Source organism: Pseudomonas putida (genome assembly GCF_002906855.1).
Lineage (GTDB): Bacteria > Pseudomonadota > Gammaproteobacteria > Pseudomonadales > Pseudomonadaceae > Aquipseudomonas > Aquipseudomonas putida_N.
Window position 1 is genome coordinate 866,896 of sequence record NZ_MINI01000048.1, and the last position, 23,445, is coordinate 890,340.

22 protein-coding genes are annotated in these 23,445 nt (G+C 63.5%); 7 read left to right on the plus strand and 15 right to left on the minus strand.

The genetic code is table 11. The features are described 5' to 3' along the window. Positions 1-60 precede the first annotated feature (60 nt). Positions 61-1,125, plus strand: a complete 1,065-nt coding sequence (gene queG / locus BGP85_RS26780; RefSeq protein WP_103445900.1) for a tRNA epoxyqueuosine(34) reductase QueG — start codon at positions 61-63, stop codon at positions 1,123-1,125. Between the two features lie 39 nt (positions 1,126-1,164). Here queG and BGP85_RS26785 read toward each other — a convergent pair whose 3' ends face one another. Both BGP85_RS26785 and orn read right to left on the minus strand, forming a co-directional pair. Next, positions 1,165-1,776, minus strand: coding sequence for a trimeric intracellular cation channel family protein (locus BGP85_RS26785; protein WP_103445901.1), 612 nt, complete (start codon positions 1,774-1,776; stop codon positions 1,165-1,167). A 91-nt stretch (positions 1,777-1,867) separates the two neighbouring features. Then, positions 1,868-2,410 carry an oligoribonuclease gene (orn, locus tag BGP85_RS26790; RefSeq protein WP_103445902.1) on the minus strand — a complete coding sequence of 181 codons (543 nt, stop codon included), beginning with the start codon at positions 2,408-2,410 and terminating at the stop codon, positions 1,868-1,870. A gap of 141 nt (positions 2,411-2,551) precedes the next feature. On the opposite strand from orn, the gene rsgA reads away from it, so the two are divergent. Then, entirely contained in the window at positions 2,552-3,583 is a 1,032-nt protein-coding gene (gene rsgA / locus BGP85_RS26795; protein WP_103445903.1) for a small ribosomal subunit biogenesis GTPase RsgA, read from the plus strand. Positions 3,584-3,657: 74 nt separating this feature from the next. Here rsgA and motB read toward each other — a convergent pair whose 3' ends face one another. Then, positions 3,658-4,692 carry a flagellar motor protein MotB gene (gene motB / locus BGP85_RS26800; RefSeq protein WP_103445904.1) on the minus strand — a complete coding sequence of 345 codons (1,035 nt, stop codon included), beginning with the start codon at positions 4,690-4,692 and terminating at the stop codon, positions 3,658-3,660. A gap of 3 nt (positions 4,693-4,695) precedes the next feature. Then, positions 4,696-5,547 (minus strand): flagellar motor stator protein MotA, encoded by an 852-nt coding sequence (gene motA, locus BGP85_RS26805; protein ID WP_103445905.1) that lies wholly within the window; start codon positions 5,545-5,547, stop codon positions 4,696-4,698. Between the two features lie 130 nt (positions 5,548-5,677). On the opposite strand from motA, the gene BGP85_RS26810 reads away from it, so the two are divergent. Genes BGP85_RS26810 through asd form a run of 3 tightly spaced genes read left to right on the plus strand, consistent with a single transcriptional unit; the run spans position 5,678 to position 8,945 of the window. Then, positions 5,678-7,213, plus strand: coding sequence for an HDOD domain-containing protein (locus BGP85_RS26810; protein WP_103445906.1), 1,536 nt, complete (start codon positions 5,678-5,680; stop codon positions 7,211-7,213). 44 nt (positions 7,214-7,257) lie between these two features. Then, positions 7,258-8,085 (plus strand): rhodanese-like domain-containing protein, encoded by an 828-nt coding sequence (locus BGP85_RS26815; RefSeq protein WP_103445907.1) that lies wholly within the window; start codon positions 7,258-7,260, stop codon positions 8,083-8,085. Next, positions 8,082-8,945 (plus strand): archaetidylserine decarboxylase, encoded by an 864-nt coding sequence (asd, locus tag BGP85_RS26820; protein WP_103445908.1) that lies wholly within the window; start codon positions 8,082-8,084, stop codon positions 8,943-8,945. Before BGP85_RS26815 ends, asd begins: the two co-directional genes overlap by 4 nt. Positions 8,946-9,001: 56 nt before the next feature. Here the strand turns inward: asd and serB are convergent, their stop codons facing one another. Next, positions 9,002-10,216: a phosphoserine phosphatase SerB gene (gene serB / locus BGP85_RS26825; protein WP_181004441.1), complete on the minus strand. Its 1,215-nt coding sequence runs from the start codon at positions 10,214-10,216 to the stop codon at positions 9,002-9,004. Positions 10,217-10,351: 135 nt separating this feature from the next. On the opposite strand from serB, the gene BGP85_RS26830 reads away from it, so the two are divergent. Continuing rightward, complete coding sequence (locus tag BGP85_RS26830; RefSeq protein ID WP_103445910.1) at positions 10,352-11,815, plus strand: AhpA/YtjB family protein; 1,464 nt, start codon at positions 10,352-10,354, stop codon at positions 11,813-11,815. A gap of 116 nt (positions 11,816-11,931) precedes the next feature. Here the strand turns inward: BGP85_RS26830 and BGP85_RS26835 are convergent, their stop codons facing one another. The 9 genes from BGP85_RS26835 to BGP85_RS26875 all read right to left on the minus strand — a co-directional run bounded on the left by BGP85_RS26835 (position 11,932) and on the right by BGP85_RS26875 (position 21,229). Then, a complete protein-coding gene (locus BGP85_RS26835; RefSeq protein WP_103445911.1) occupies positions 11,932-12,642 on the minus strand; it encodes a PqiC family protein in 711 nt (236 codons plus the stop codon). A gap of 175 nt (positions 12,643-12,817) precedes the next feature. After that, a complete protein-coding gene (gene parC, locus BGP85_RS26840; protein ID WP_103445912.1) occupies positions 12,818-15,076 on the minus strand; it encodes a DNA topoisomerase IV subunit A in 2,259 nt (752 codons plus the stop codon). A gap of 10 nt (positions 15,077-15,086) precedes the next feature. Continuing rightward, complete coding sequence (locus tag BGP85_RS26845; RefSeq protein WP_103445913.1) at positions 15,087-15,605, minus strand: retropepsin-like aspartic protease family protein; 519 nt, start codon at positions 15,603-15,605, stop codon at positions 15,087-15,089. Next, positions 15,602-16,588 carry an esterase-like activity of phytase family protein gene (locus BGP85_RS26850; protein ID WP_103445914.1) on the minus strand — a complete coding sequence of 329 codons (987 nt, stop codon included), beginning with the start codon at positions 16,586-16,588 and terminating at the stop codon, positions 15,602-15,604. Before BGP85_RS26850 ends, BGP85_RS26845 begins: the two co-directional genes overlap by 4 nt. Then, a complete protein-coding gene (parE, locus tag BGP85_RS26855; RefSeq protein ID WP_103445915.1) occupies positions 16,585-18,489 on the minus strand; it encodes a DNA topoisomerase IV subunit B in 1,905 nt (634 codons plus the stop codon). Before parE ends, BGP85_RS26850 begins: the two co-directional genes overlap by 4 nt. A gap of 35 nt (positions 18,490-18,524) precedes the next feature. After that, on the minus strand, positions 18,525-19,133 hold the full coding sequence (locus BGP85_RS26860) for a YqiA/YcfP family alpha/beta fold hydrolase (protein ID WP_103445916.1): 609 nt from the start codon (positions 19,131-19,133) through the stop codon (positions 18,525-18,527). Positions 19,134-19,279: 146 nt separating this feature from the next. Further along, positions 19,280-20,083 carry a 3',5'-cyclic-AMP phosphodiesterase gene (gene cpdA, locus BGP85_RS26865; protein WP_103445917.1) on the minus strand — a complete coding sequence of 268 codons (804 nt, stop codon included), beginning with the start codon at positions 20,081-20,083 and terminating at the stop codon, positions 19,280-19,282. Positions 20,084-20,168: 85 nt separating this feature from the next. Beyond that, positions 20,169-20,621 carry a DUF1249 domain-containing protein gene (locus tag BGP85_RS26870; protein ID WP_103445918.1) on the minus strand — a complete coding sequence of 151 codons (453 nt, stop codon included), beginning with the start codon at positions 20,619-20,621 and terminating at the stop codon, positions 20,169-20,171. Continuing rightward, positions 20,612-21,229, minus strand: coding sequence for an NUDIX domain-containing protein (locus tag BGP85_RS26875; RefSeq protein WP_103445919.1), 618 nt, complete (start codon positions 21,227-21,229; stop codon positions 20,612-20,614). The genes BGP85_RS26870 and BGP85_RS26875 overlap by 10 nt, the downstream gene beginning before the upstream one ends. 185 nt (positions 21,230-21,414) lie before the next feature. Between BGP85_RS26875 and BGP85_RS26880 the strand changes: the two genes are divergently transcribed. Beyond that, complete coding sequence (locus BGP85_RS26880) at positions 21,415-22,161, plus strand: RsiV family protein (protein WP_103445920.1); 747 nt, start codon at positions 21,415-21,417, stop codon at positions 22,159-22,161. Here BGP85_RS26880 and cytX read toward each other — a convergent pair. Next, the gene (cytX, locus tag BGP85_RS26885; protein WP_103445921.1) at positions 22,130-23,413 is read right to left on the minus strand and encodes a putative hydroxymethylpyrimidine transporter CytX; all 1,284 of its coding nucleotides are present in this window, start codon (positions 23,411-23,413) and stop codon (positions 22,130-22,132) included. The genes BGP85_RS26880 and cytX overlap by 32 nt on opposite strands. Positions 23,414-23,445 lie beyond the last annotated feature (32 nt).

Here is a 23,445-nt window from a genome sequence, read left to right on the forward strand (position 1 = left end):
TCAAAGGCTCCAATGTCTGGCAGAATTATACGCACCTGAGCCCGTATTGCCTGCCCATCCATGTCCGCCTGTACTCCTGACCTCGCCCAACTGGCCCAATCCATCAAGATCTGGGGCCAAGAACTCGGTTTTGCCCACGTCGGCATCGCCGGTGTCGACCTTGGCGAACACGAACAGCACCTGCAACGCTGGCTCGAGGCCGGCTACCAGGGCGAAATGGAGTACCTCGGCGCCCATGGCAGCAAACGCGCCCACCCCGACCAGCTGATTCCCGGCACGGTACGCGTGGTGTCGCTGCGCATGGACTACCTGCCCGGCGACACGCAGATGGCGCAACGCCTGGCCCAGCCGGAAAAAGCCTACGTGTCGCGCTACGCGCTGGGCCGCGACTACCACAAGCTGGTGCGCAAGCGCGTGCAGTTCCTGGCGGACCGCATCCAGGAAGCGATCGGCCCCTTCGGCTACCGCGCCTTCGTCGACAGCGCCCCGGTGCTGGAGAAGGCCCTGGCCGAGCAAGCCGGGCTGGGCTGGATCGGTAAGAATACCCTGCTGCTCAACCGCAAGGCCGGCAGCTACTTCTTCCTTGCTGAACTGTTCGTCGACCTGCCGCTGCCGGTGGACGAGGCGCATACCAGTGAACACTGCGGGCGCTGCCAGGCGTGCCTGGACATATGCCCGACCCAGGCGTTCGTCGGGCCCTACGTGCTGGATGCGCGGCGCTGCATCTCCTACCTGACCATCGAGTTGCGCGGCCCTATTCCGGTCGAACTGCGCTCAATGATGGGCAATCGTGTGTTCGGCTGCGATGACTGCCAGATCGTCTGCCCCTGGAACCGCTTTGCCAATCACAGCAAGGAACAGGACTTCCAGCCGCGACATGGGCTGGAAAATGCCGAGCTGGCTGAAATGTTCCTGTGGGACGAGCGCACCTTCCTGCGCAAGACCGAAGGCGGGCCGTTGCGGCGGGCGGGGTATGAGCGATTCTTGCGCAACCTGGCCGTGGGGCTGGGTAATGCGCCTTCGACGATTCCGGTGATCGAAGCGTTAAAGGCCCGGCGGGAAGATGAGTCAGAACTGGTACGCGAGCATGTGGAGTGGGCGCTGGCCCGGCACGGTAACCAGTAGCAACTCCTACAGGGGACGCGCCAGACCTGGATATAGGGATTATTGCTGATCGTTGTAGTGGAACTTGGGCATTTCCCAATGGAAACGGATCGCCAGCAAGCGCACCAGGAAGCCACCGAACAAGGTCAGCAGCATCGCCTGCTCCGCCGGTAGCTTGAAGTACACGCAGCCCAGATAGAACCAGGCCGCCGCGAACGACACGCTGGCATACAACTCGCGACGGAACACCAGCGGAATGTCGTTGCAGAAGATGTCCCGCAGGATCCCACCAAACACCCCGGTGATCACCCCGCTGATCGACGCCACCAGCATGCCCTGCCCCATCTCCAGCGCGGTCATGCAGCCAATCAGGGTAAAGGCCACCAGGCCCAAGGCATCCAGCACCAGGAACAGCGAACGCAAACGTCGCATCATCGGCGCGATGAAAATCGTCAGGAGCGCGGCGCAGCTGGTCAATACCAGGTATTCCGGGTGCTTTACCCAAGTCAGCGGGTAATGCCCAAGCAGCACGTCGCGCACCGAGCCGCCACCCAGAGCGGTCACGCAGGCGATCAGCACCACGCCAAACCAGTCCATGCCGCGGCGGCCGGCGGACAGGGCACCGGTCATGGCTTCGGCGGTAATGGCGATCAGGTAGAGCATCAACAACATGGCGCGGGTCCGTGCGGGAAAGGCGCGCAGTCTAACCAGTTGCCTGTGGCACCAAAAGAGGGCGCGAGCACAATATCTGCGCCCTTTCGACTCACACCTTGATGAAATGCTCGCGGTAGTGACGCAGTTCGGCGATCGACTCGCGGATATCGTCCAGCGCCAGGTGGGTGCTGCCCTTCTTGAAGCTGTCGCGCACATCCGGCGCCCAGCGTGCGGCCAGCTCTTTCAGGGTGGAGACATCGAGGTTGCGATAGTGGAAGTAGTTTTCCAGGCCGCGCATGTGCCGATAGAGGAAGCGGCGATCCTGGCAGATGCTGTTGCCGCAGATCGGCGACTTGCCTTTTGGCACCCACTGCTCGAGGAAGGCGATGGTCTGCGCTTCGGCTTCGGCCATGCTGATCTTGCTGTCACGCACGCGCTGGGTCAGGCCCGAAGCGCCATGGGTGCGGGTGTTCCAGGCGTCCATGCGCGCCAGCACTTCGTCACTGTGGTGGATGGCGATCACCGGGCCTTCGGCCAGGGTGTTGAGCTCGCTGTCGGTGACGATGGTGGCCATCTCGATGATGACGTCGTGATCCGGATCCAGGCCGGTCATTTCCAGATCGATCCAGATCAGGTTCTGTGGATTCTGCATGAAGGGGCTCCTCGTATAGGCCGTCATATTAGCCTAGCGAGGCCAGCCTGCGCATGCGCGGCGCAAAGGTAACCAGAATGGTCAGCGAGCGGGCGTGCTAAACTGCCTGCCGTTTTCAACTTGCCCCACCTTGGAAGGTCCATGGCCAAACGCCAGCTCAATCGTCGCCAGAACTGGCGTATCGAAAAAATCCAGAACGAACGCGCCGCTCGCGCCGCCAAACGCGAGCAGCACGCGCTGCAGGAACTGGAGGGCGGTGACCTGGGGCCGGAACAATTGGGCCTGGTGATCGCCCACTTCGGTGTGCAGGTCGAGGTGGAAGCCCAGGACGGCGAAGCTGCTGGCCAGGTATTCCGCTGCCACCTGCGGGCCAACCTGCCAGCGCTGGTCACGGGCGACCGCGTAGTCTGGCGTGCCGGCAACCAGGGCATCGGCGTGATCGTCGCGCAGATGCCGCGCAGCACCGAGCTGTGCCGGCCGAACAACCACGGTCAGCTCAAGCCGGTCGCGGCCAACGTCGACCTGATCGTGATCGTCTTCGCCCCGGCGCCAGAGCCGCACCCGAACCTGATCGACCGTTACCTGGTGGCCGCCGAGCACGCCGGCATCCGCCCGCTGCTGCTGCTGAACAAGGCCGACCTGATCGACGCAGAGAACGGCCCGGGCCTGCACGCACTGCTCGAAGTCTACCGCGACCTGGGCTACCCGCTGCTGGAAGTCTCCGCTCACCACGGCGACGGCATGCTGCGCCTGCAACAGATGCTCGACGGGCACATCAGCGTGTTCGTCGGCCAGTCGGGCGTGGGCAAGTCGTCGCTGGTCAACAGCCTGCTGCCAGAGGCCGGCACCCGCGTCGGCGACCTGTCCGAATGGTCTGGCCAGGGCCAGCACACCACCACCACAGCGCGTCTGTATCACTTCCCCAACGGCGGCGACCTGATCGACTCGCCGGGCATCCGCGAATTCGGCCTCGGCCATGTCAGCCGCGACGACGTGGAAGATGGCTTCATCGAATTCCGCGACTTGTTCGGCACCTGCCGCTTCCGCGACTGCAAGCATGATCGCGAACCAGGCTGCGCACTGCTCAAGGCCCTCGAAGATGGGCGTATCAAGGCGCAGCGGATGAACAGCTACCGCTCGATCATCGCCAGCCTGCCGGAAGACAGCTACTGATCGCCAGGCAGTTTACCGCGGCCCGTGCCGGCCAGGATGGTTGAGGAACCCTGGGGCGCTCTGCGCCCCCAGGCCTACTGATCCTTTTGCTCGTCCATCTTCAAAGTCCCATCCTCGAAGATGTTGAGCTTTTGCCGCAGCTCACGCGGCTGCATCGGCGCGTGGGCCGCAGCATCCCCTGCCGCCGGCGCTGCCGGGGCCGCAGCCCCAGGCGCTGCACCGGCTGGCGGAGTCGGCTGGGCTGGCGCCTCGGGTGTACCCTGCTCACCCTCGATGTTGCGCTGCGCCTTCTTGGTCAGGACGATGATGTCGATACGCCGGTTGACCGGGTTGAACGGGTCCTTGCGATCGAACAACGACGACGAGGCATACCCCACCACCCGGGCCACCTGGCCATCCGGGTAGCCACCGGCAACCAAGGCTCGACGGGCAGCATTGGCACGGTTGGCCGAGAGCTCCCAGTTACCAAAGTCGCCAGTACCGGAGTACGGTTTGGCATCGGTGTGCCCACTGATACTGATCTTGTTCGGTACCGCTTTGATGGTGTCGGCCATGGCCAGCAGGATGTCTTCGAAATACGGCTGCAGGCGCGCACTGCCGATGTCGAACATCGGCCGGTTCTCGGCATCCATGATCTGGATGCGCAGGCCGTCCTGGGTAATTTCGAACAGGATCTGGTCCTTGAACTTCTGCAGTTGCGGGTTTTCCTCGACCTTGTTCTGCAGCTCCTGCAGCAGCAACTCGAGGCGCTCGCGCTCGACCTGCTCGGCCATGGTCTCGACCTGGTCCTTGTCCAGCTGGATGCTGGTGTCAGGCGTGGGCTCGGTCTTCTGCTCCGGGTTGATGGTCTTTTCCGGTGCGAGCTGCGGCGAGCCACCCAGGTCGATGATGTAAGGCGTGCCACTCTCGGAAAAACCGATCGGGTCCTTGAAGTAGCCGGCAATGGCGATCTTCTGTTCAGGCGTGGCTGTGGATAACAGCCACAGCACCAGGAAGAACGCCATCATCGCCGTGGCGAAGTCGGCAAAGGCGATCTTCCAGGCGCCGCCATGGTGCCCGCCACCGAAGCGCTTGACGCGCTTGATGATTATCGGCTGATTGTTCTCCATGACTCAGCGACCGCGAACCGCTTGTTCCAGCTCGGCAAAGCTTGGGCGATGCTTCGGGTACAGCACCTTGCGCCCGAACTCGACAGCCAGCGAAGGCGGCATGCCAGACGCCGAGGCCACCAGCGAGGCCTTGATAGATTCGTAGAGGTTGAGCTCTTCCTTGGCATCGTGCTCAAGGCACTTGGCCAGCGGGCCGAAGAAGCCATAGGCCGCGAGAATACCGAAGAAGGTACCGACCAGCGCCGCACCAACGTGCATACCGATGGCCTTCTGGTCGCCATCGCCGAGCGATGCCATGGTCACCACGATACCCAATACCGCCGCGACGATACCAAAGCCAGGCATGCCGTCGGCGATGCCGGTGACCGCATGCGACGGGTGCTCGAGCTCTTCCTTCATGCTCAGCAGTTCCATGTCGAACAGGCCTTCGAGCTCATGGGGCGCCATGTTGCCGGTCGACATGATGCGCAGGTAGTCGCAGATGAACGCGGTCATGCGCTCGTCGCCCAGCACCGCCGGGTACTTGGCGAAGATCGGGCTGGCGGCGGCGTCTTCGATATCGCTCTCGATCGCCATCATGCCTTCGCGACGGCTCTTGTTGAGGATCTCATACACCAGGCCCAGTACTTCCAGGTAGAACGTATGGGAAAAGCGTGAGCCAAACATCTTCATCGACTTCTTGATCACATGCATGGTCATGTAACCAGGGTTGGCCTGCATGAAGGCGCCAAAGGCCGCACCGCCGATGATCAGCACTTCGAACGGCTGGATCAGCGCCGCGATCTTGCCGTGGGAGAGTACATATCCGCCGAGCACGCTCGCGAATACGACGATGATGCCGATAATTTTAGCCATAGGATCAAAGCACTTGCTGTCGTGGTCAGGGAGAGGGACGGGAGCTTTAAAACTCTTCTTCTACTTATCGGCAGAACTGCGCCAGACTATAGCCACTAAAAGCGAAAAGCCAGTTCGGACTGATGTCAAAATGCCAATGGAATCCAAGGTGCCCACTCAGAATCCGCGTACTGTAGAAGCCTGGGTCAAGCTGCTCGACGGTGTTCGTGTACCGGTCCCGAAGCAGAGCTACGACCGGGTCCTGAGCGCGATAAACGACAATCGCCGCTCGTTGCGCGACATCGCTGAACTGATGCAAGACAGCCCCGCCCTGGTGTTGTCGGTGATGCGCGAGGCCAACCACCCCGCCAACGCCAGCCAGGCCGAGCCCGCCGAAAGCCTGGAAGTCGCCCTGAATCGCCTGGGCCTTGGGCGCAGCAAGGAACTGCTGATGCGCCTGCCGGCCCTGCCGGAAGGCGACATTCCGCCGGTGCTGCGCCAGTTCCTGCTGATCAGCCAGCACGCCGCGCAACAGGCCAACGGTCTTTTTGCCAGCCGCCTGGCGCGACTGTGGCAGGAGATCCACTGGGGCAGCCTGCTATTCCTCGCCCCTCTGTGGCCGCTGGCCCTGGCGTACCCCAAGCTGCTGGACGCCTGGGAGCTGCGGGTCATCCACAAGGGCGAACCCGCGGCAGACGTGGAGCAGGAACTGTTCGGCGTGCGCATCTTCGCCCTGTGCCAGGCCATGGCCGAACACTGGCGCCTGCCCAAATGGGTGACCCAAGGCTATCGCCTGCTGCTCGAAGAGCGCGACCAACTGGCCTTGGTACTGAGCATCGCGCGCGAAGAAGACCCGCTCAGCCAGCAGCATCACCTGGACGAAGCACCCGGTTTGCGCCGCTGGTTCAACGAACCGGCCAATACTGTGCTGCTGGCCAACAACCTGGCGCTGGCGGCGCAGGTGGGCTGGGACAACCCGCATCTGCTGCGCTGGCAACTGCTGACCGCGCTGTACCTGCAGACCTCGCTGGAAGACGTGCAACAGCAGGTTCACCAACAAGCAGCGGCCAGTGCCCGGCGCCACGCCCGCCATGCCCTGTTCCACCCTGCCGAGGCGCTGATCTGGCCCTGGGACCAGCGTCGCCCGCACCCGGACATGCTCACCCCGCCACCGCCTTCCAGTGAAGCGCTTGGCCGCTGGCGCAAGCTGTGCCAGGAACTGCTGGCACAACCAAGCCCGTTCACCAATGCCGTCCACCTCGCCACCCACGCGTGCGAAGCGCTGAAAGCCTGCGGGATGCAGCGCATCATGCTGCTGAGCCTGGGCAAGACCGACGATTACCTGCGCGTGCAGCAGATCGCCGGCCTGCCCAAGGAAGCCGGGGGCATCGCTCTGGATATCGAGCAGAACAAGCTGCTGCAAAAGCTCATGAGCAAAGTCGGCCAGCTGCGCCTGACGCCCGAGAACCACGCCCAGTTCTCGGCTCTGCTGCCGGCACCGCTGCGTGCGCTGTTCCACAGCGAACACCTGTTGCTGCGCTCGCTGGCCGTCGGTGACCAGGTATTGATGCTGGCGGTGGCCGACCAGGGTGGCAAACCACTGGCCGATGTCAGCGTGCAGGCCTTCGGCAAGACTTCGCAATGTATCGAGCGTGCGCTGGCGGTGTTTGCCAACCGCGGCGCCTGAGCCTTGCGCTACAATCGCCTCTCTTTCCACACTGGAGAACGTGGATGACTGACTTTTCCGGCCTGCCTTTGGTGATCGAAGCCGCAGACCTGCTGCCGCGCCTGGATTCACCCCAGCTGATCCTGGTCGACCTGAGCAGCGCCAACCGCTATGTCAGCGGGCACATCCCCGGCGCCCGCTTCGTCGAGGGCAAGCGCACCCAACTCGGCCAGCCTCCAGCGCCCGGCCTGCTCCCGGCCCTGGCCGATCTGGAAAAGCTGTTCAGCGAACTGGGCCACCGTGACGATGCCGTCTACGTGGTGTATGACGACGAAGGTGGCGGCTGGGCCGGGCGCTTCATCTGGCTGCTCGATGTCATCGGCCATTCGCGCTACCACTACCTCAATGGCGGCATCCATGCCTGGCCAGCGGACAAGCTCTCCACTGACGTGCCAATGCCGGGCAACGGCCCTGTGCACCTGCAACTGCACAGCGAGCCGACTGCCACACGCGAATATCTGCAAAGCCGTCTGGGCGCCAATGACCTGGTGGTCTGGGATGCCCGCGGCCCGCAGGAATTCAACGGCGAAAAAGTCCTGGCCGCCAAAGCCGGGCACATTCCCGGCGCCGTCAATTTCGAGTGGACGGCCGGTATGGACCTCAACGACCATCTGCGCATCCGCAAGGACATCGCTGAAGTCCTGCAACAATTGGGCATCACACCTGACAAGGAAGTGATCACCCACTGCCAGACCCACCGCCGCTCCGGTTTCACCTACCTGGTGGCCAAGTCCCTCGGCTACCCACGCATCAAGGCCTATGCCGGTTCGTGGAGCGAATGGGGCAACCACCCGGACACGCCTGTCGAAGTTCAAGGACAATCAACTCAATGAAATCCCGTCTGTTCATCCTCAGCCAGTACCTGCTGCCGCACCACTTGCTGTCGCGCCTGGCTGGCTGCGTCGCCGAGTGCCGTGCGCGCTGGTTCAAGAACGCCTTCACCGCCTGGTTCGCCAAACGCTACCAGGTGAACATGAGCGAAGCGCTGGTCGAAGACCTCACCGCCTACGAGCACTTCAACGCCTTCTTCACCCGCGCCCTGAAACCAGGTGCACGCCCGCTGGACGAAACCCCAGGCGCAATTCTCTGCCCGGCCGACGGTGCCGTCAGCCAGTTGGGCCCGATCGAACACGGTCGTATCTTCCAGGCCAAGGGCCACAGTTTCAGCGCGCTTGAGTTGCTCGGCGGTGATCCGGCACTGGCCGCGCCGTTCATGGGCGGTGAGTTCGCCACCATCTACCTGTCGCCGAAGGATTACCACCGCGTGCACATGCCGCTGGCCGGCACCCTGCGTGAGATGGTCTACGTGCCGGGCCGCCTGTTCTCGGTCAACCAGACCACTGCCGAGAACGTTCCGGAGCTGTTCGCCCGCAACGAGCGCGTGGTGTGCCTGTTCGATACCGAGCGCGGGCCAATGGCCGTGGTCCTGGTCGGCGCCATGATCGTCGCTTCGATCGAGACCGTGTGGGCAGGCCTGGTCACTCCGCCAAAGCGTGAGCTGAAGACCTTCCGTTACGACGAAGAAAGCCGTGCGCCGATTCACCTGGAAAAAGGCGCCGAACTGGGCCGCTTCAAGCTGGGTTCGACCGCAATCGTGCTGTTCGGGCCGGAGCAAGTGAAATGGGCCCAGACCCTGGGTGCAGCTTCGGCTGTGCGCATGGGTGAACTGCTGGCAACCCCTGCACAGGCTTGATCCTGGCAATAAAAAAGGCCCTGCATGCGCATGCAGGGCCTTTTTTTAACGGCGGATCAGCCGCGGGCGTCGCGGTCGCGCAGGCCCAGCAGGTACAGCACGCCATCCAGCCCCAGGGTGGAAATCGCCTGCTTGGCCGACTGGCGCACCAGCGGCTTGGCGCGGAAGGCCACGCCCAGGCCGGCCAGCGACAGCATTGGCAGGTCGTTGGCGCCATCGCCCACGGCGATGGTCTGTTCCAGCTGCAGGCCTTCTTCACTGGCCAGCTGTTGCAGCAGGTCGGCCTTGCGCTGGGCATCGACGATCGGCTCCACGGCCACGCCGGTCACCTTGCCATCAACCACTTCAAGTTCGTTGGCGAACACGTAATCGATGCCCAGGCGCGCCTGCACCTGCTTGGCGAAGTACGAGAAACCACCGGACAGGATGGCCGTCTTGTAGCCCAGGCGCTTGAGCTCGGCGAACAGGTTCTCGGCACCTTCGGTCAGGCGCAGGGAAGCACCGATCTCGTCGAGTACGCCGACATCCAGGCCCTTGAGCAGCGCCATGCGCTCCTTGAAGCTGGCGCGGAAGTCCAGCTCGCCACGCATGGCCCGCTCGGTGATTGCGGCAACCTGCTCACCCACGCCGGCGGCCTTTGCTAGTTCATCGATGACTTCAGCCTCGATCAGCGTCGAGTCCATGTCGAACACCGCCAGGCGGCGGTTGCGACGGAACAAGTCGTCCTTCTGGAACGCGATGTCGATGTTCAACTCTTCGGACAACGCGAAGAACTCAGCACGCAGTGCCTGGGCGTCACTCGGCACGCCACGCACGGAAATTTCCAGCGCCGCCTTGCCCTTCTCGCTCGGAGCGCCCAGGGTGACCCGCGCCGACAGGCGCTCGATACGTTCGATGGTCAGGCCATACTGGCTGATGACGGCGCTGACCCGTTGCAGCTGCTCGGGGGTGATCTTGCGGCTGAGCAGGGTCGCGATATGTCGCGCCTCGCCCTGGGCATCGGCCCAATGCTGGTAGTCGGCTTCGGAGATCGGCGTGTAACGCGCTTGCAGGTTCAGCTCGTGGGCCTTGGACTGCACGCTCTGCAGCAGGCCGGTAGCCACTTCGTTATCCGGGATATCGACCAGGATGCCGAACGACAGGGTGCCGTGCATGACCGCCAGGCCGATGTCGAGGATGTTCACACCGCCCTGGAGCAGGACGCCGGTAATGGCGGCGGTGAGACCCGGACGGTCCTCACCGGTGATGTTGATCAGAACGATTTCGCGCACAACCTGGCTCCGACTTCGATGAAAAATGCGCATTCTACCGATTTTCCATGACCATCGGGCACCAACTCTACTTTGCCGACAAAACACTGCTCGCTATACTGCCCAACACTTTTATGCCATTAAGAGCCGCGCTCTGTGAACCGGCCCACGCCCGTCAAAACCGACAACTTCTTCATCATGATCTTCCGAGCCCTGCGCCAACGTCGCGTGCCCCTGGCACTACGCATCGCCACCACCAACATTTTCCTGGTGGCGCTGGCGCTGGTGATCTACGCCTGCGTGATGGGCCTGCAGTTCAAGCAGGCCATGCACGAGCAGGCCGACGCCCTCGGCCAGAGCCTGACCACCCAGACCGCCACCTCGGCGACCGAGCTGCTGGTGTCCAATGACATCCTCAGCCTCAACGTGTTGCTGGGCAACCTGGTGAAGAACCCGCTGGTGGCCCATGCGGCCATCTACAGCGTGGATAACCGCATCCTCGCCGAGGCCGGCCAGCGCCCGCGCAACAGCCTGCTGGGCGAAGCCGAAGGCCTGTACCAGACCAAGATCACGTTCCAGGACGTGACCGCCGGTCAGCTGCGCATCAGCCTGGACATGAGCCAGTTCCAGCAGCCGATGCTGATCAGCCTGCAGAGCATGGGCATCCTCGCCGCCATCCTGCTGGCCCTGGCGCTGAGCCTGAGCCTGCGCCAAGGTCGCCATATCACCCTGCCGCTGCTGCAGCTGCGGGTATGGCTGCGTGACCCGCACCCCTACACCCCGGCCATCGACCGCCAGGACGAGATCGGCGACATCGCTCGCCAGCTACATGCGCGCCTGGCGCCGCCACCTCCGCCCGAGCCGGAACCGGAGGAAGAAGAGGACGAAGACGAGTTCGAAGACCTGCACGACGAAGCCCCGGCCAAGCCCGCACAGCGCGCCAAGGCCGTGGTCCAGGCGGACGAGGACGACGACGAGGCCTTCGCCGGACTGCTGGACGACGAGGAGCAACCAGCGACCAGGCCTGCCGTGATCGAGTCCGACGAGCCACAGAACACTGCTGTGCTGGCCGTTCAACTGGGCTCCCAGGAGCAACTGCGTCGCCTGCCCCGCACGCGCCTGACCGAGCTGCTGGAACGCTATCGTGGCTGCCTGGAGCAGGCTGCCTCGCTGTATGAAGGCGACATCCACACGCTCAACGATGGCAGCACGCTGGTGCTGTTCCACAGCCGCGACTGCGGTGAGGATTACCTGACCAACGCCATCTGCTGTGGTGAGCTGCTGCGTGCGCTGGGCCATGCCCTGCAGATCGAAGTGGCCGACAGTGGCATCACCCTGCAACTGCAGCTGGGCCTGGCCCTGGGTGATGACCTGCAGGGGCTGGAACAGGTCGACCTGCTGATGGCCGAAAAGGCCCAGGACGCGCTGGCTCTGTCGCAACACAGCCGCAACCTGCTGTTGGTGGAGCGACAGATCAGTGATGACGAACTGATCCGCAAGCGCGCCCGCATCCGCCCGATTGCCAGCCCTGAAGGGGCTTGCTGTGTGGAGCGGCTGATGGAGCCTTACCCTTCGATGCTGGAGCGTCAGTTGGCGCGGATGCACGAGCGCCGGGCCTGATATCTGGACTGCCTCTTCGCGGGTTCACCCGCGAAGAGGCCGGCACAGACAATACAAAGTCTTCACCCACAAAAAAGCCCGCGAGCATGCGGGCTTTTTTGTGGCTGGCGGTTCGATCAGAACCGATAGACTTCCATATCGGTGCGAATCGGCGAAGCCATCGGGATCTTCGACTTCTCCGGTCCTTTCTTGACCTGTACCGGCGCTGCCTGCTTCTTCGGTGCTTCTTCGGCAACCGCAGGCTGATTGGCCAGGGGCTTGACCGCCGTGCTCAACTGTTCGGCAAGCTTCTGCAGCAACTGCCCCTGGGCCTGAACCTGGGACGACTCGCTGCCCTCGTGCGGCTGCTCAAGGTGAACGATACGGTTGTCACGCACATGGCCACGACGGTCGAGCAGGCGCCATTGCGCATCGAGAATCGCTGGCTGGTTCTTGCCCGAGTCCAGGCGAGTGATCGACAGCAGCACCTGCACGTCCGGGGTGAAGCCAGTGCTGGCCGGGGCCAGTACCACGCGCTGGCTATCCAGGCGCCAGGCGAGTTGGCGCACCAGCAATTGATCGATGTCTGCTGACAGGCTGCCGGCCCAACGACCGTCGGTCGCCGAACTCAGGCTGCCATCGGCCTGACGCTGCAAGAAGGTTTCACGCTGCAGGTAATCGGCTACCGACACTGGGCCGAGCACCACGGCCATGCCCGCACTCTGCGAAGGCTGGCCAGGATCACCGCTGTCGAGTTGGTACAGGGCAACCGGCTGATGCATGCTGCATCCGCTCAGTCCCAGCAAACCCGTCATCAACAGCGCAAATGGAAGGCGCAGGAATTTCATTCAACCCATCCAGGCGGTCGCTACCAGGCAAACCGCAGTGATACTGATAGATATTCAATCGGGCACACGGCCACGCCGGCACCACAGGGGCACTATCATCCGCGAAATATCGGCCCGACTCCAGCATTTCTGCCTGGAACGGCGCTGAAATTGCCGTTCCAGACATTTCGTCGGATTATGCCGGCAGTTCCACCTGCAACCCGTCGACACGCTGGAAGCCGCGTGGCAGCTTGCTGCCGCGTCGGCCACGTTCGCCCTTGTAGTGCTCCAAGTCGTCTGGCTTCAGAGACAGGGTACGCTTGCCGGCTTGCAATACAAGGGTTGCACCCTCGGCAACCACCGCCAGATCGGTGACAAATTCTTCACGACTGGCGACCCGATCACCGGGCACACCGATGATCTTGTTGCCCTTGCCTTTACCCAACTGTGGAAGGTCGGAAACCTTGAACACCAGCAAGCGGCCTTCGGTGGTCACCGCCGCCAGCCAGTCCTGCTCGCGATTGGCCACCGGGCGCGGGGTCATGACCTTGGCACCGTTAGGCAAGCTGAGCAGGCCTTTGCCGGCCTTGTTCTTGGCCTGCAGGTCCTCGCCCTTGACCACGAAGCCGTAACCGGCGTCCGAGGCCACCACGTACAATGCATCATCGTCTGGCAGCAGCACGCATTCGAAGGTCGCTCCAGGCGGTGGCGTCAGGCGCCCGGTCAGCGGCTCGCCCTGGCCGCGCGCCGATGGCAGGGTATGTGCGGCCACCGAATAACTACGCCCGGTGGAGTCGATCAACACGGCAAACTGATTGGAACGGCCTGCAGCAGCGGCCTTGAAGCCGTCGCCGGCCTTGTAGGACAGGCCGGTCGCGTCGATGTCGTGGCCCTTGGCACAACGCACCCAGCCTTTTTCCGACAGCACCACGGTGACCGGCTCGGTCGGCATCAGCTCGTTTTCCGACAGGGCCTTGGCTTCGGCGCGCTCGACGATTGGCGAGCGGCGGTCGTCGCCATAGGTTTCGGCGTCCTTGATCAGCTCGCTACGCACCAGCTTGCGCAGCTTGGCATCGCTGCCCAGCAGGGCCTGCAGCTTGGCCTGCTCCTTGAGCAGTTCGTCCTGCTCGCCTCGGATCTTCATCTCTTCCAGGCGCGCCAGCTGACGCAGGCGGGTCTCGAGGATGTAGTCGGCCTGAATCTCGGTGAGCTGGAAGCGCTCGATCAGGGCCTGCTTGGGGTGCTCTTCGGTACGGATGATGTGGATCACTTCATCCAGGTTGAGGAACGCGGTGAGCAAGCCGTCCAACAGGTGCAAGCGCTTCTCCACCTTGTCCAGGCGGTGCTGCAGGCGGCGGCGAACGGTGTTGGTGCGGAACTCCAGCCACTCCAGCAGCAGAGCGCGCAGGTTCTTCAGCTGCGGGCGGCCGTCGAGGCCGATGATGTTGACGTTGACCCGGTAGCTGCTCTCAAGGTCGGTGGTGGCGAACAGGTGCTGCATCAATTCGTCGGCATCGACGCGGTTGGAGCGCGGGATGATGACGATACGGCACGGGTTCTCGTGGTCCGATTCGTCACGCAGGTCGGCGACCATCGGCAGCTTCTTGGCCTGCATCTGCGCGGCGATCTGCTCCAGCACCTTGGCCCCGGAGACCTGGTGCGGCAGCGCGGTGACCACGATGTCACCATCTTCGACGCGGTACACGGCGCGCATGCGGATCGAACCGCGGCCGCTTTCGTAGATCTTCTGGATTTCCGCGCGCGGGGTGACGATTTCAGCTTCGGTCGGGTAGTCCGGGCCCTGGATGTGCTCGCACAGTTGCTCGATGGTGGCCTTGGGCTCGTCGAGCAGGCGCACGCAGGCGCTGGCCACTTCACGCAGGTTGTGTGGCGGAACGTCGGTGGCCATGCCCACGGCGATACCGGTGGTACCGTTGAGCAGGATGTTCGGCAGGCGCGCCGGCAGTACTGCAGGCTCCTCCAGCGTGCCGTCGAAGTTCGGCACCCAGTCGACGGTGCCCTGGCCCACTTCGCTGAGCAACACTTGCGAATAACGCGACAGGCGTGCCTCGGTGTAACGCATGGCGGCGAACGACTTCGGATCGTCCGGCGCACCCCAGTTGCCCTGGCCGTCGACCAAGGTATAGCGATAGCTGAACGGCTGCGCCATCAGCACCATGGCTTCATAACAGGCCGAGTCGCCGTGGGGGTGGAACTTGCCGAGCACGTCGCCGACGGTACGGGCGGACTTCTTGTGCTTGGCGTCGGCATCGAGCCCCAACTCGCTCATGGCATAGACGATGCGTCGCTGCACCGGCTTGAGGCCGTCGCCGATGTGCGGCAAGGCCCGGTCCATGATCACGTACATGGAATAGTTGAGGTAGGCCTGTTCGGTGAAGTCAGCCAGCGAGCGGCGTTCGACGCCGTCCAGGCTGAGTTCCAGTGAGTCGCTCATGCGGGCCTCGTCATTTCAGGTTCTGGCGCAGCAGCATGGTGCCGCCGCGCTGGGTAAATTCAAGTTGTTTCAGGGCGCTCATGCCCAGCAGCACGGTCGGCCCGTCCAGGCCCGGCACCACCAGGGCGCGCACATTCTGCAGGTGGATATCACCCAACTGCAGGCTATCCAGCCGGGTGCGGTAGCCTTCGGTGCGGCCGTTGGCGGTGCTCAGCATCACCGGGCTGCCACGCTGCAGGTTCAGGTCCTTGGCCAGTGACTCCGGGATCGCCACATCGGTGGCTCCGGTATCGAGCATGAAATGCACCACTTGGCCGTTGATCGCGCCGTCCAGCACGAAGTGCCCCTGGCCATTGCTCAGCAGGCGCACTTCGATGATACCGTCGCCATGGGACGATTGCACCTGGGTGTTCGGGTTGCGCTCGTGGTCTTCCCATTGCCCGAAGAAGCGCGTGGCAAGAAACAGCCCCGCCGCCCAGGCGAGGATCATCAGGACCTTGCCGGCGCGCTTGCCCGGTGGCTGGCTCATGGGGTGGCGCTCCAGCCGCCCTGCGGTGCCTCGAAGCGCCAGACGATCGGCCGGCTTTCGCCGTCGGCGCGATCACCGTTGTTGTTGTCCAGGCCGATCCAGGCGCCCTTGGCATCGATCACCAGCGCTTCGGCCAGGCCATACGGCTGGTCGTAGCGGCGTTCCGGCACCAGTGCCTCGGCGGCGAACGACCAGCACTGCTCGACCTTGCCATCGGTGGCATCGCGCCGGCACACGCGGTAGGCATTGCGTTCGAGGGTGAACAGCTTGCCCTCGAACCAGGCGAGGTCGGCAAAGTCACGCGACAGTGCCCGGGGGTTGGGCATCTGCGGTGGCTGCATCTCGACCCCGGCTTCGCTCAGCAACACGCAGCTGCGACCGCAGGTCCACACCGACTGCTGGCGCTCGATGGCCACCAGGCCGCGCCGCTCGCGCTCGGCCGCCAGCCACAGGCGATCACCTTCCGGGTTGATGGCCAGGCCTTCGAACAAGGCATTGAAGTTGAGCAGCATGCCGCTGGCACGGGCCTGGCGCACCATCGCCGGGTCGATCTTCAGCCACTCCGGCTCCCCCCCGGCAGGCAGTTGCAACACCGCCGCATGGGCCTCGCTGACCAGGTAGAGATTGCCTGCCTGATCGCAGGTGATGCCTTCGTAATCCAGCTCGCCACCGCGCACGTAGGAGGCCGCCCAGTTACGCGACTTCAACCCCCACGGCAGGCCGCTCTCGGGCACGGGGGGTGGCGTGAAGGTCAGCGGCTGCGCGCGCCAGACGGCGTCCTGCTGGTCGAAGCGGTAAATGCGGTCGTCATCACGATCGGAAACACCCCAGAGCCCGCCCCGGCACTCGACCAGGCCGGACAGGTTGCCGCCACGCATTCCCTCGATCGGGTGCTCGGAGGCCAGCTTCAGCTCCGGCCAGTTGCCCGCCAGGCTCGGCAAGGCAACCAGCGCCAGGCAGGCCGCGACCAACAGACGAATCAAACCAGTACCTCAGCCAGGTTGCCTTTGGTTTCCAGCCAGTTCTTGCGGTCGCCGGCGCGCTTCTTGGCCAGCAGCATGTCCATGATCTCGGTGGTGCCTTGCACGTCGTCCAGGGTCAGCTGGACCAGGCGCCGGGTGTTCGGGTCCATGGTGGTTTCGCGCAGCTGCGGCGGGTTCATCTCACCCAGGCCCTTGAATCGGGTGACCTGCGGCTTGCCGCGCTTCTTCTCGGCCACCAGGCGGTCGAGGATGCCGTCACGCTCGGCTTCGTCGAGGGCGTAGTAGATGTCCTTGCCCAGGTCGATGCGGTACAGCGGCGGCATGGCAACGTAGACATGGCCGGCCTCGACCAGCGGGCGGAAGTGCTGGACGAACAATGCGCAGAGCAAAGTGGCAATGTGCAGGCCGTCGGAGTCGGCGTCGGCGAGGATGCAGATCTTGCCATAGCGCAGTTGCGACAGGTCGGCCGCGCCCGGGTCGACACCGATGGCCACGGCGATGTTGTGCACTTCCTGGCTGGCCAGGACTTCGCCGCCGTCCACTTCCCAGGTGTTGAGGATCTTGCCACGCAGCGGCAGGATGGCCTGGAATTCCTTGTCGCGCGCCTGCTTTGCCGAACCACCGGCGGAGTCACCCTCGACCAGGAACAGTTCGGCGCGCATCGGGTCCTGCCCGGCGCAATCGGCCAGTTTGCCTGGCAACGCCGGGCCCTGGGTAATGCGCTTGCGCTCGACCTTCTTGCTGGCCTTGAGGCGACGGCCTGCGTTGCTGATGGCCAGTTCCGCCAGCTGCATGCCCAGCTCAGGGTGGGCGTTGAGCCACAGACTGAAGGCGTCCTTGACCACACCGGAGACGAACGCGGCGGCCTCACGGGACGACAGGCGTTCCTTGGTCTGGCCGGAGAACTGGGGTTCCTGCATCTTCATCGAAAGGACGAAGGTGATGCGCTCCCAGACGTCCTCCGGCGCCAGCTTGACGCCGCGCGGCAACAGGTTGCGGAATTCGCAGAACTCGCGCATGGCATCGAGCAGGCCCTGGCGCAGGCCGTTGACGTGGGTACCGCCCTGGGCGGTGGGGATCAGGTTGACGTAGCTTTCCTGAACGCTGTCACCGCCTTCGGGCAGCCACAGCAAGGCCCAGTCGACGGCCTCCTTGTTACCCGCCAGGCTGCCGCAGAACGGCTCGTCGGGCAGGCGCTGGAACTCGCTGACCGAGTCGACCAGGTAGGAACGCAGGCCGTCTTCGTAGTGCCACTCGACCTTCTCGCCGCTGGCCTTGTCCTCGAAGCTGACCAGCAGGCCCGGGCACAGCACGGCCTTGGCCTTGAGCACGTGTTTGAGACGGCTGATGGAAAACTTCGACGAATCGAAATACTTCGGGTCGGGGCTGAAGTACACGCTGGTACCGGTGTTGCGCTTGCCGACCGTGCCGACCACCTCCAGCTCGCTGGCCTTGAAGCCATCGGCGAAGGTCATCTGGTACTCGTTGCCGTCGCGCTTGACGCGTACGCGCACCTGAGTCGACAGGGCGTTGACCACCGAAATACCCACGCCGTGCAGGCCACCGGAGAACTGGTAGTTCTTGTTGGAGAACTTGCCGCCGGCATGCAGCTTGGTGAGGATCAGCTCAACGCCCGACACCCCCTCTTCAGGGTGGATATCCACCGGCATGCCACGGCCATCGTCGCTGACTTCCAGCGAGTGGTCGGCATGGAGAATGACCTGCACCGACCGGGCGTGGCCGGCCAGGGCTTCGTCGACACTGTTGTCGATGACTTCCTGGGCCAGGTGGTTAGGCCGGCTGGTATCGGTGTACATGCCCGGGCGTTTACGCACCGGGTCGAGGCCGGAGAGGACTTCGATGGCGTCTGCGTTATAGGCGCTAGCGCTGGGATTGGCCATGGATTCTCGTCGTCAGTCTGGTGAATGCAAAAAGATCAAAATACAGAAAAATCGAGCGCCGCATACTGCTGCCGGGCAATGCCGGCGAAGGCCAGCAGGCCTGGCATCTGCTCGGCAAAGCCCTGGAAACTGTGGTCGCCACCAGCCTGGATGCGCAGCGCGCAAGCCCGGTAATACTGCTCGGCGTGGCGATAGTCCAAAGTTTCATCGGCGGTCTGCAGCCACACTTGATAGCGGCCTGGGTCGGTCGGCGCCGGCACTTCCAGTTCGGCCAGGGCCTGCACATGGTCCAGGGTCAGCTCCCAAGTCTCGCCAGTGTAGTGGTTGCGCTGGGCACCCAGATAACCGTCGAAGCGCTTGTGCGGGGTGACTGCCGGGTTTACCAGCAAGGCTTTCAGGCCATGGCGCTCGGCCAGATGGGTGGCATAGTAGCCGCCGAGCGAACTGCCGACCAGCAGGGGCGCCCCGAGCTCGGCGATGGCAGCTTCGAGCTGGACCATGGCCTGGCGTGGGTGGTGGTGCAATTCCGGAACGCGCAGCTGCTGCGAAAGGCCCAGCTGCTGCATCACCGCCACGAGCTGGCGCGCCTTGGTGGACACTGGCGAGCTGTTGAAGCCATGGATATAGAGGATGGAACCCGACATGCTGCCCCCGGAATCTGTGGCTTCGCGCCCGATCGTGCGGGCGCAGGGACGCGCAGTGTAGCGCGTTCGCCGGGTTTTGGCGCCGGATGGCCAATTTCGCAACAATTTCTTCGAAAGGCTGAGACTGCAGCGCAGCCCGGGGCTCTTCAATATCCCGCGCTATTGAAGTCAAGTTTCACTTCAAAATCAGTGGCCCGCTCCACCCCAGTCTCCACTCGCCCATCGGCATGCAGGCGCAGCCAGCGATAACCCGGCTGTTCTTCGCTGACCTTGAAGTCCTCGCTACCCGCCGCGAACTGGATGCAGGTCGACGGCGTGGCCAGTAGCCTCAAGCCATCGCGCCATTCATCCCACTCCTGATGAATGTGCCCCCAAAGCAACGCCTTCACCTGTGGATAACCGCGCAACCGCTGCAACAATTCATCGGCATTGCGCAAACCGATCGGGGCGATCCAGGCGCAACCGATATCCACCGGCTGATGGTGACAGCACACCAGGCAATAGCGCTCGCCGGCCGAGGCCAGAGCATCATCGAGGGTCGACAACTGGTTCTGTTCAAGCAATCCATGGGTAGCGCCCTGCACCGCCGTGTTGAGCATGACCACGCGCCAGTTGCCGATGTCGGTCACCGACTGCACCAGCTCTGGCGCGACCTCGCTCATGGCCTTGGCTTCATCATGGTTGCCCGGCAACCAGCGAGTCGGTACGGCAAATTCGCCGGTCAGCTCTCGGAACGCTTCATACGACGCAACACTGCCATCCTGGGACAGGTCACCGGTGCACAACAGCAAGTCGACACGCGGCTGCTCGCGACGAACCTGGGCCACCACATGGCGCAGGCTGTCGCGGGTATTGAGGCCCAGCAAGGTGCCCGCCGGGTTGGCGAACAGGTGGGCGTCGGTCAGTTGCACCACATGCACGGGCGCAGGGGAAGAGTCTGGGTGCGGCAACGGCCGTCTCCTCGAACGGGTACTGCGCGAATTATGGCGCTGGAACGGCTGCGAGCAAACACTCACACCCGAACCAGGTCACATTTCAGCGCACACTTGCCAATTCGTGACCACAGGCCAGGCAATGGCTGAGCCATTCGCCGAGGAACAGATTGAGCTGCGCCTTCTCGTCCGGCTGGTGCATGGCCTCGTTGGGGTACGGGTAGATGCTGCGCAGGCGGCGGGCATGCTCGGCGCTGACCACTTCGGCCATACGCGCATCGTGATACACCTGCACCTCCAGGTGCGGCACCGGCAGCCAGGGCAGGCTGTGCTCCTGGCGCACGCGCAAAGTAGTGGTGTACGGACAGGCCAGCAGCACATCGAGCACCAGCACGCCGAGCATCTGGTCGCCCTGGGTCATGCCGATGCGCCGCGAACTCTGGGTTGTACGCATATCAGGCAGCAGGCGCATGAGCCGGGCATAGTTGGCCTCGCAGGCTGCTTGCAGCCCGGCCAGATCAACCCGATAACGCTCACGCAAGAGGTTCACTTCCACATACCTCGAACTTCATCTTTGTTCAGCGCCAGCCACTGCAGGCTGATGATGGTCGCCGCGTTGCAGATTTGACCATCGCGCACGGCCTGCATTGCATCGTCGAACGACCACACGCGTACACGGATGTCCTCGCTTTCTTCTTCCAGGCCATGCAGGCCACCCGCGCCTTCACTGGTGCAGCGGCCAAGGTACAGGTGCACGTACTCATCACTGCCGCCGGGCGACGGGAAGTAACGGGTAATCGGCCACAAGGCGCTAATGGTCAGCCCAGCTTCTTCCTCGGCTTCGCGATGTGCGACTTGTTCCGGCTCCTCTGCCTTGTCGATCAGCCCGGCAACCATCTCGATCAGCCAAGGGTTGTCGACCTTGCCCAAGGCGCCGACACGGAACTGCTCGATCAGCACCACCTCATCGCGCAGCGGGTCGTAAGGCAGCACGCAGACCGCATCGTGACGCACGAACAGCTCACGGCTGATCTCACGGCTCATGCCACCCGCGAACAGTTCATGGCGCAGTTGCACCTTGTCGAGCTTGTAGAAGCCCTTGAAGCAGTTGGCCCGCTCGACGATCTCGACCGCCTTGGGCACCGAATTCAACGTGTCTGACATGGAAATCCTCATTACCTCAATTACCGCATCGCGCCATCCTACTCTGCACGGTTGCCCGTTTCACCCCTTTCCGGCAACCATTCGTGCACTCGGGACAGCACGCCTTCACTCTGTTAGCTTAGTGGCGAACTGAAGGCCGCGCAGACGGTCAAAGGCCGACTTTTCCCTGTTCTGCAAGGATCATCATGACACTTGTCAAACTGACTTCCGTGGCCGTGCTGGCACTCGCTCTGGGCGCCTGCCAGAGTCTGTTCGCACCCAATTACCGGACCCCGCTCGAGGTCAAGCGTGATGCCTGGGAGCACGTCAAACCCGGCTGCAGCGCCAGTGACTGCCCGCTGGTGAACATTGACACCGTGCACTTCCCGGCCCAGCCCAAGCTCGACGCCATCGTCGAAAAGCGCCTGCTGCAACTGACCGAAGACAATCAGCATGGCACCGCGCCAAGCACCCTCCAGGCCTACGAGCAGCAATACCTGGCCAGTGCGGACAAACGCAACAGCAGCTACCTGCAAGCCAAGGTACGCGAGCAGCATGACGGGCTGGTGATCATCGAGCTGTCCAGCTACCTCGACAGCGGCGGTGCCCACGGCATGCCGGGGCGCGGCTTCATCAACTATTCGCGCAAGCTGGACAAGGTGCTGACCCTGCAGGACATGCTGGTGCCAGGCCAGGAAGAAACCTTCTGGAAGACCGTGGAAGAGTCGCACCGTGCCTGGCTGATCAGCGTGGGCATGGACAAGGACGCCGAGTTCGTCAAGACCTGGCCCTTCAAGCGCTCGCCGCACATCGCCCTGACGTACGGCGCTGTGGTGGTGAAGTACGAGGTCTACGCCATCGCGCCCTACTCCATGGGCCACGTGGAGCTGAAGATCCCTTACCCACGCCTGAACGGCGTGCTCAAGCCTGAGCTGTTTCCCGGCCGCGGCTGAAACTCAGCAGGCTATGCAACCCACCTGCCAGCAGCAGTGCTGGCAGGGTAGCGCCCAGCTCCGGTGCCTTGGAGGCGATCACATGATAGGCCACCACACCCACCACCCAGGCCAGCAGCGCCTGCCAGTGCAAGCCACCGACCTGGGTCGGCAGACGACGGCGACGGATCACGTAGTGGTCCATCAGCACCACGCCGAACAGTGGCGCGAACACCGAACCGATCAGCAACAGGAAGTTCTCGTACTGGGCCAATGGCGCCAGCAAGGCGATCAGGGTGCATAGCACACCAATGGCCAAGGCAAGGTGCTCGACCTTCAGTGGCAACAGCACGCCAGTGGAAACGGCAGCCGAGTGAATATCGGCAAAGGCCTTTTCCGACTCGTCCAGCAGGATCAACAGCAGTGGGATACCCATGCCGGCACCCGCGAGGGCCAGCAGCAGCGCATTGACCTCGCCGCTGGCGGCAAAGGCCAGGGTGTACGCCACGCCCAGGCTCATCAGCCAGGTGTTGCCGATGAAGTAGCCCAGGACGGTTCCGCCGAATACATGTTTGCCGTTACGGGCGAAACGCGAGTAGTCGGCGATCAACGGCAACCATGACAACGGCATCGCAATGGCGATGTCGAAGCCAACGGCCAGCGACATCGAACCATCCCCGGCGCGGCTCCACAGCTCAGCCAGGTCGGCCTTGGCGAACAGGTTCCAGGTCAGCCACAGGCACGCCCCCAGCAGCAGCCAGATACCCCAGGCACGCAGCACCTTGCGCACGAACGCCAACGGGCCGCTGACCGCCAGCAGAGTGGCCAAACCACCGAAGCACAGCGTCCAGAGCATCGGGCTGTTCCAGGCACTGTCTTCGCCGAACGCCCGCGCGCCCAGCAGGCTGGCAGCATCGCGCATGACGATGATCTCGAAGGCGCCCCAGCCCACCAGTTGCAACAGGTTGAGCAGTGCCGGCAAGCGCGCGCCATGGCTACCCAGGCTCAGCTTCAAGGTGCCCATGGCCGACAGGCCGGTATCACTGCCAATGACCCCGGCAGCGCCTAGCAGCAGCACACCGACACCGGTGCCTAGGGCGATAGCCAGGACCGCGCCGGCCAGGCCAAGGCCAGGGGCCAGCATGGCACCGACCTGCAGGACCATCAGGCCGATGCCCAGAGAGAACCACAGCGAGAACAGGTCACGGGCGCCAAAGATGCGCTGGTGGGTGGGGACCGGGTAGTCGGGGGAGAATTGGCTGGGTGATGTCATTGTTATATTCGCAGGAAGAATTGATGAGACAT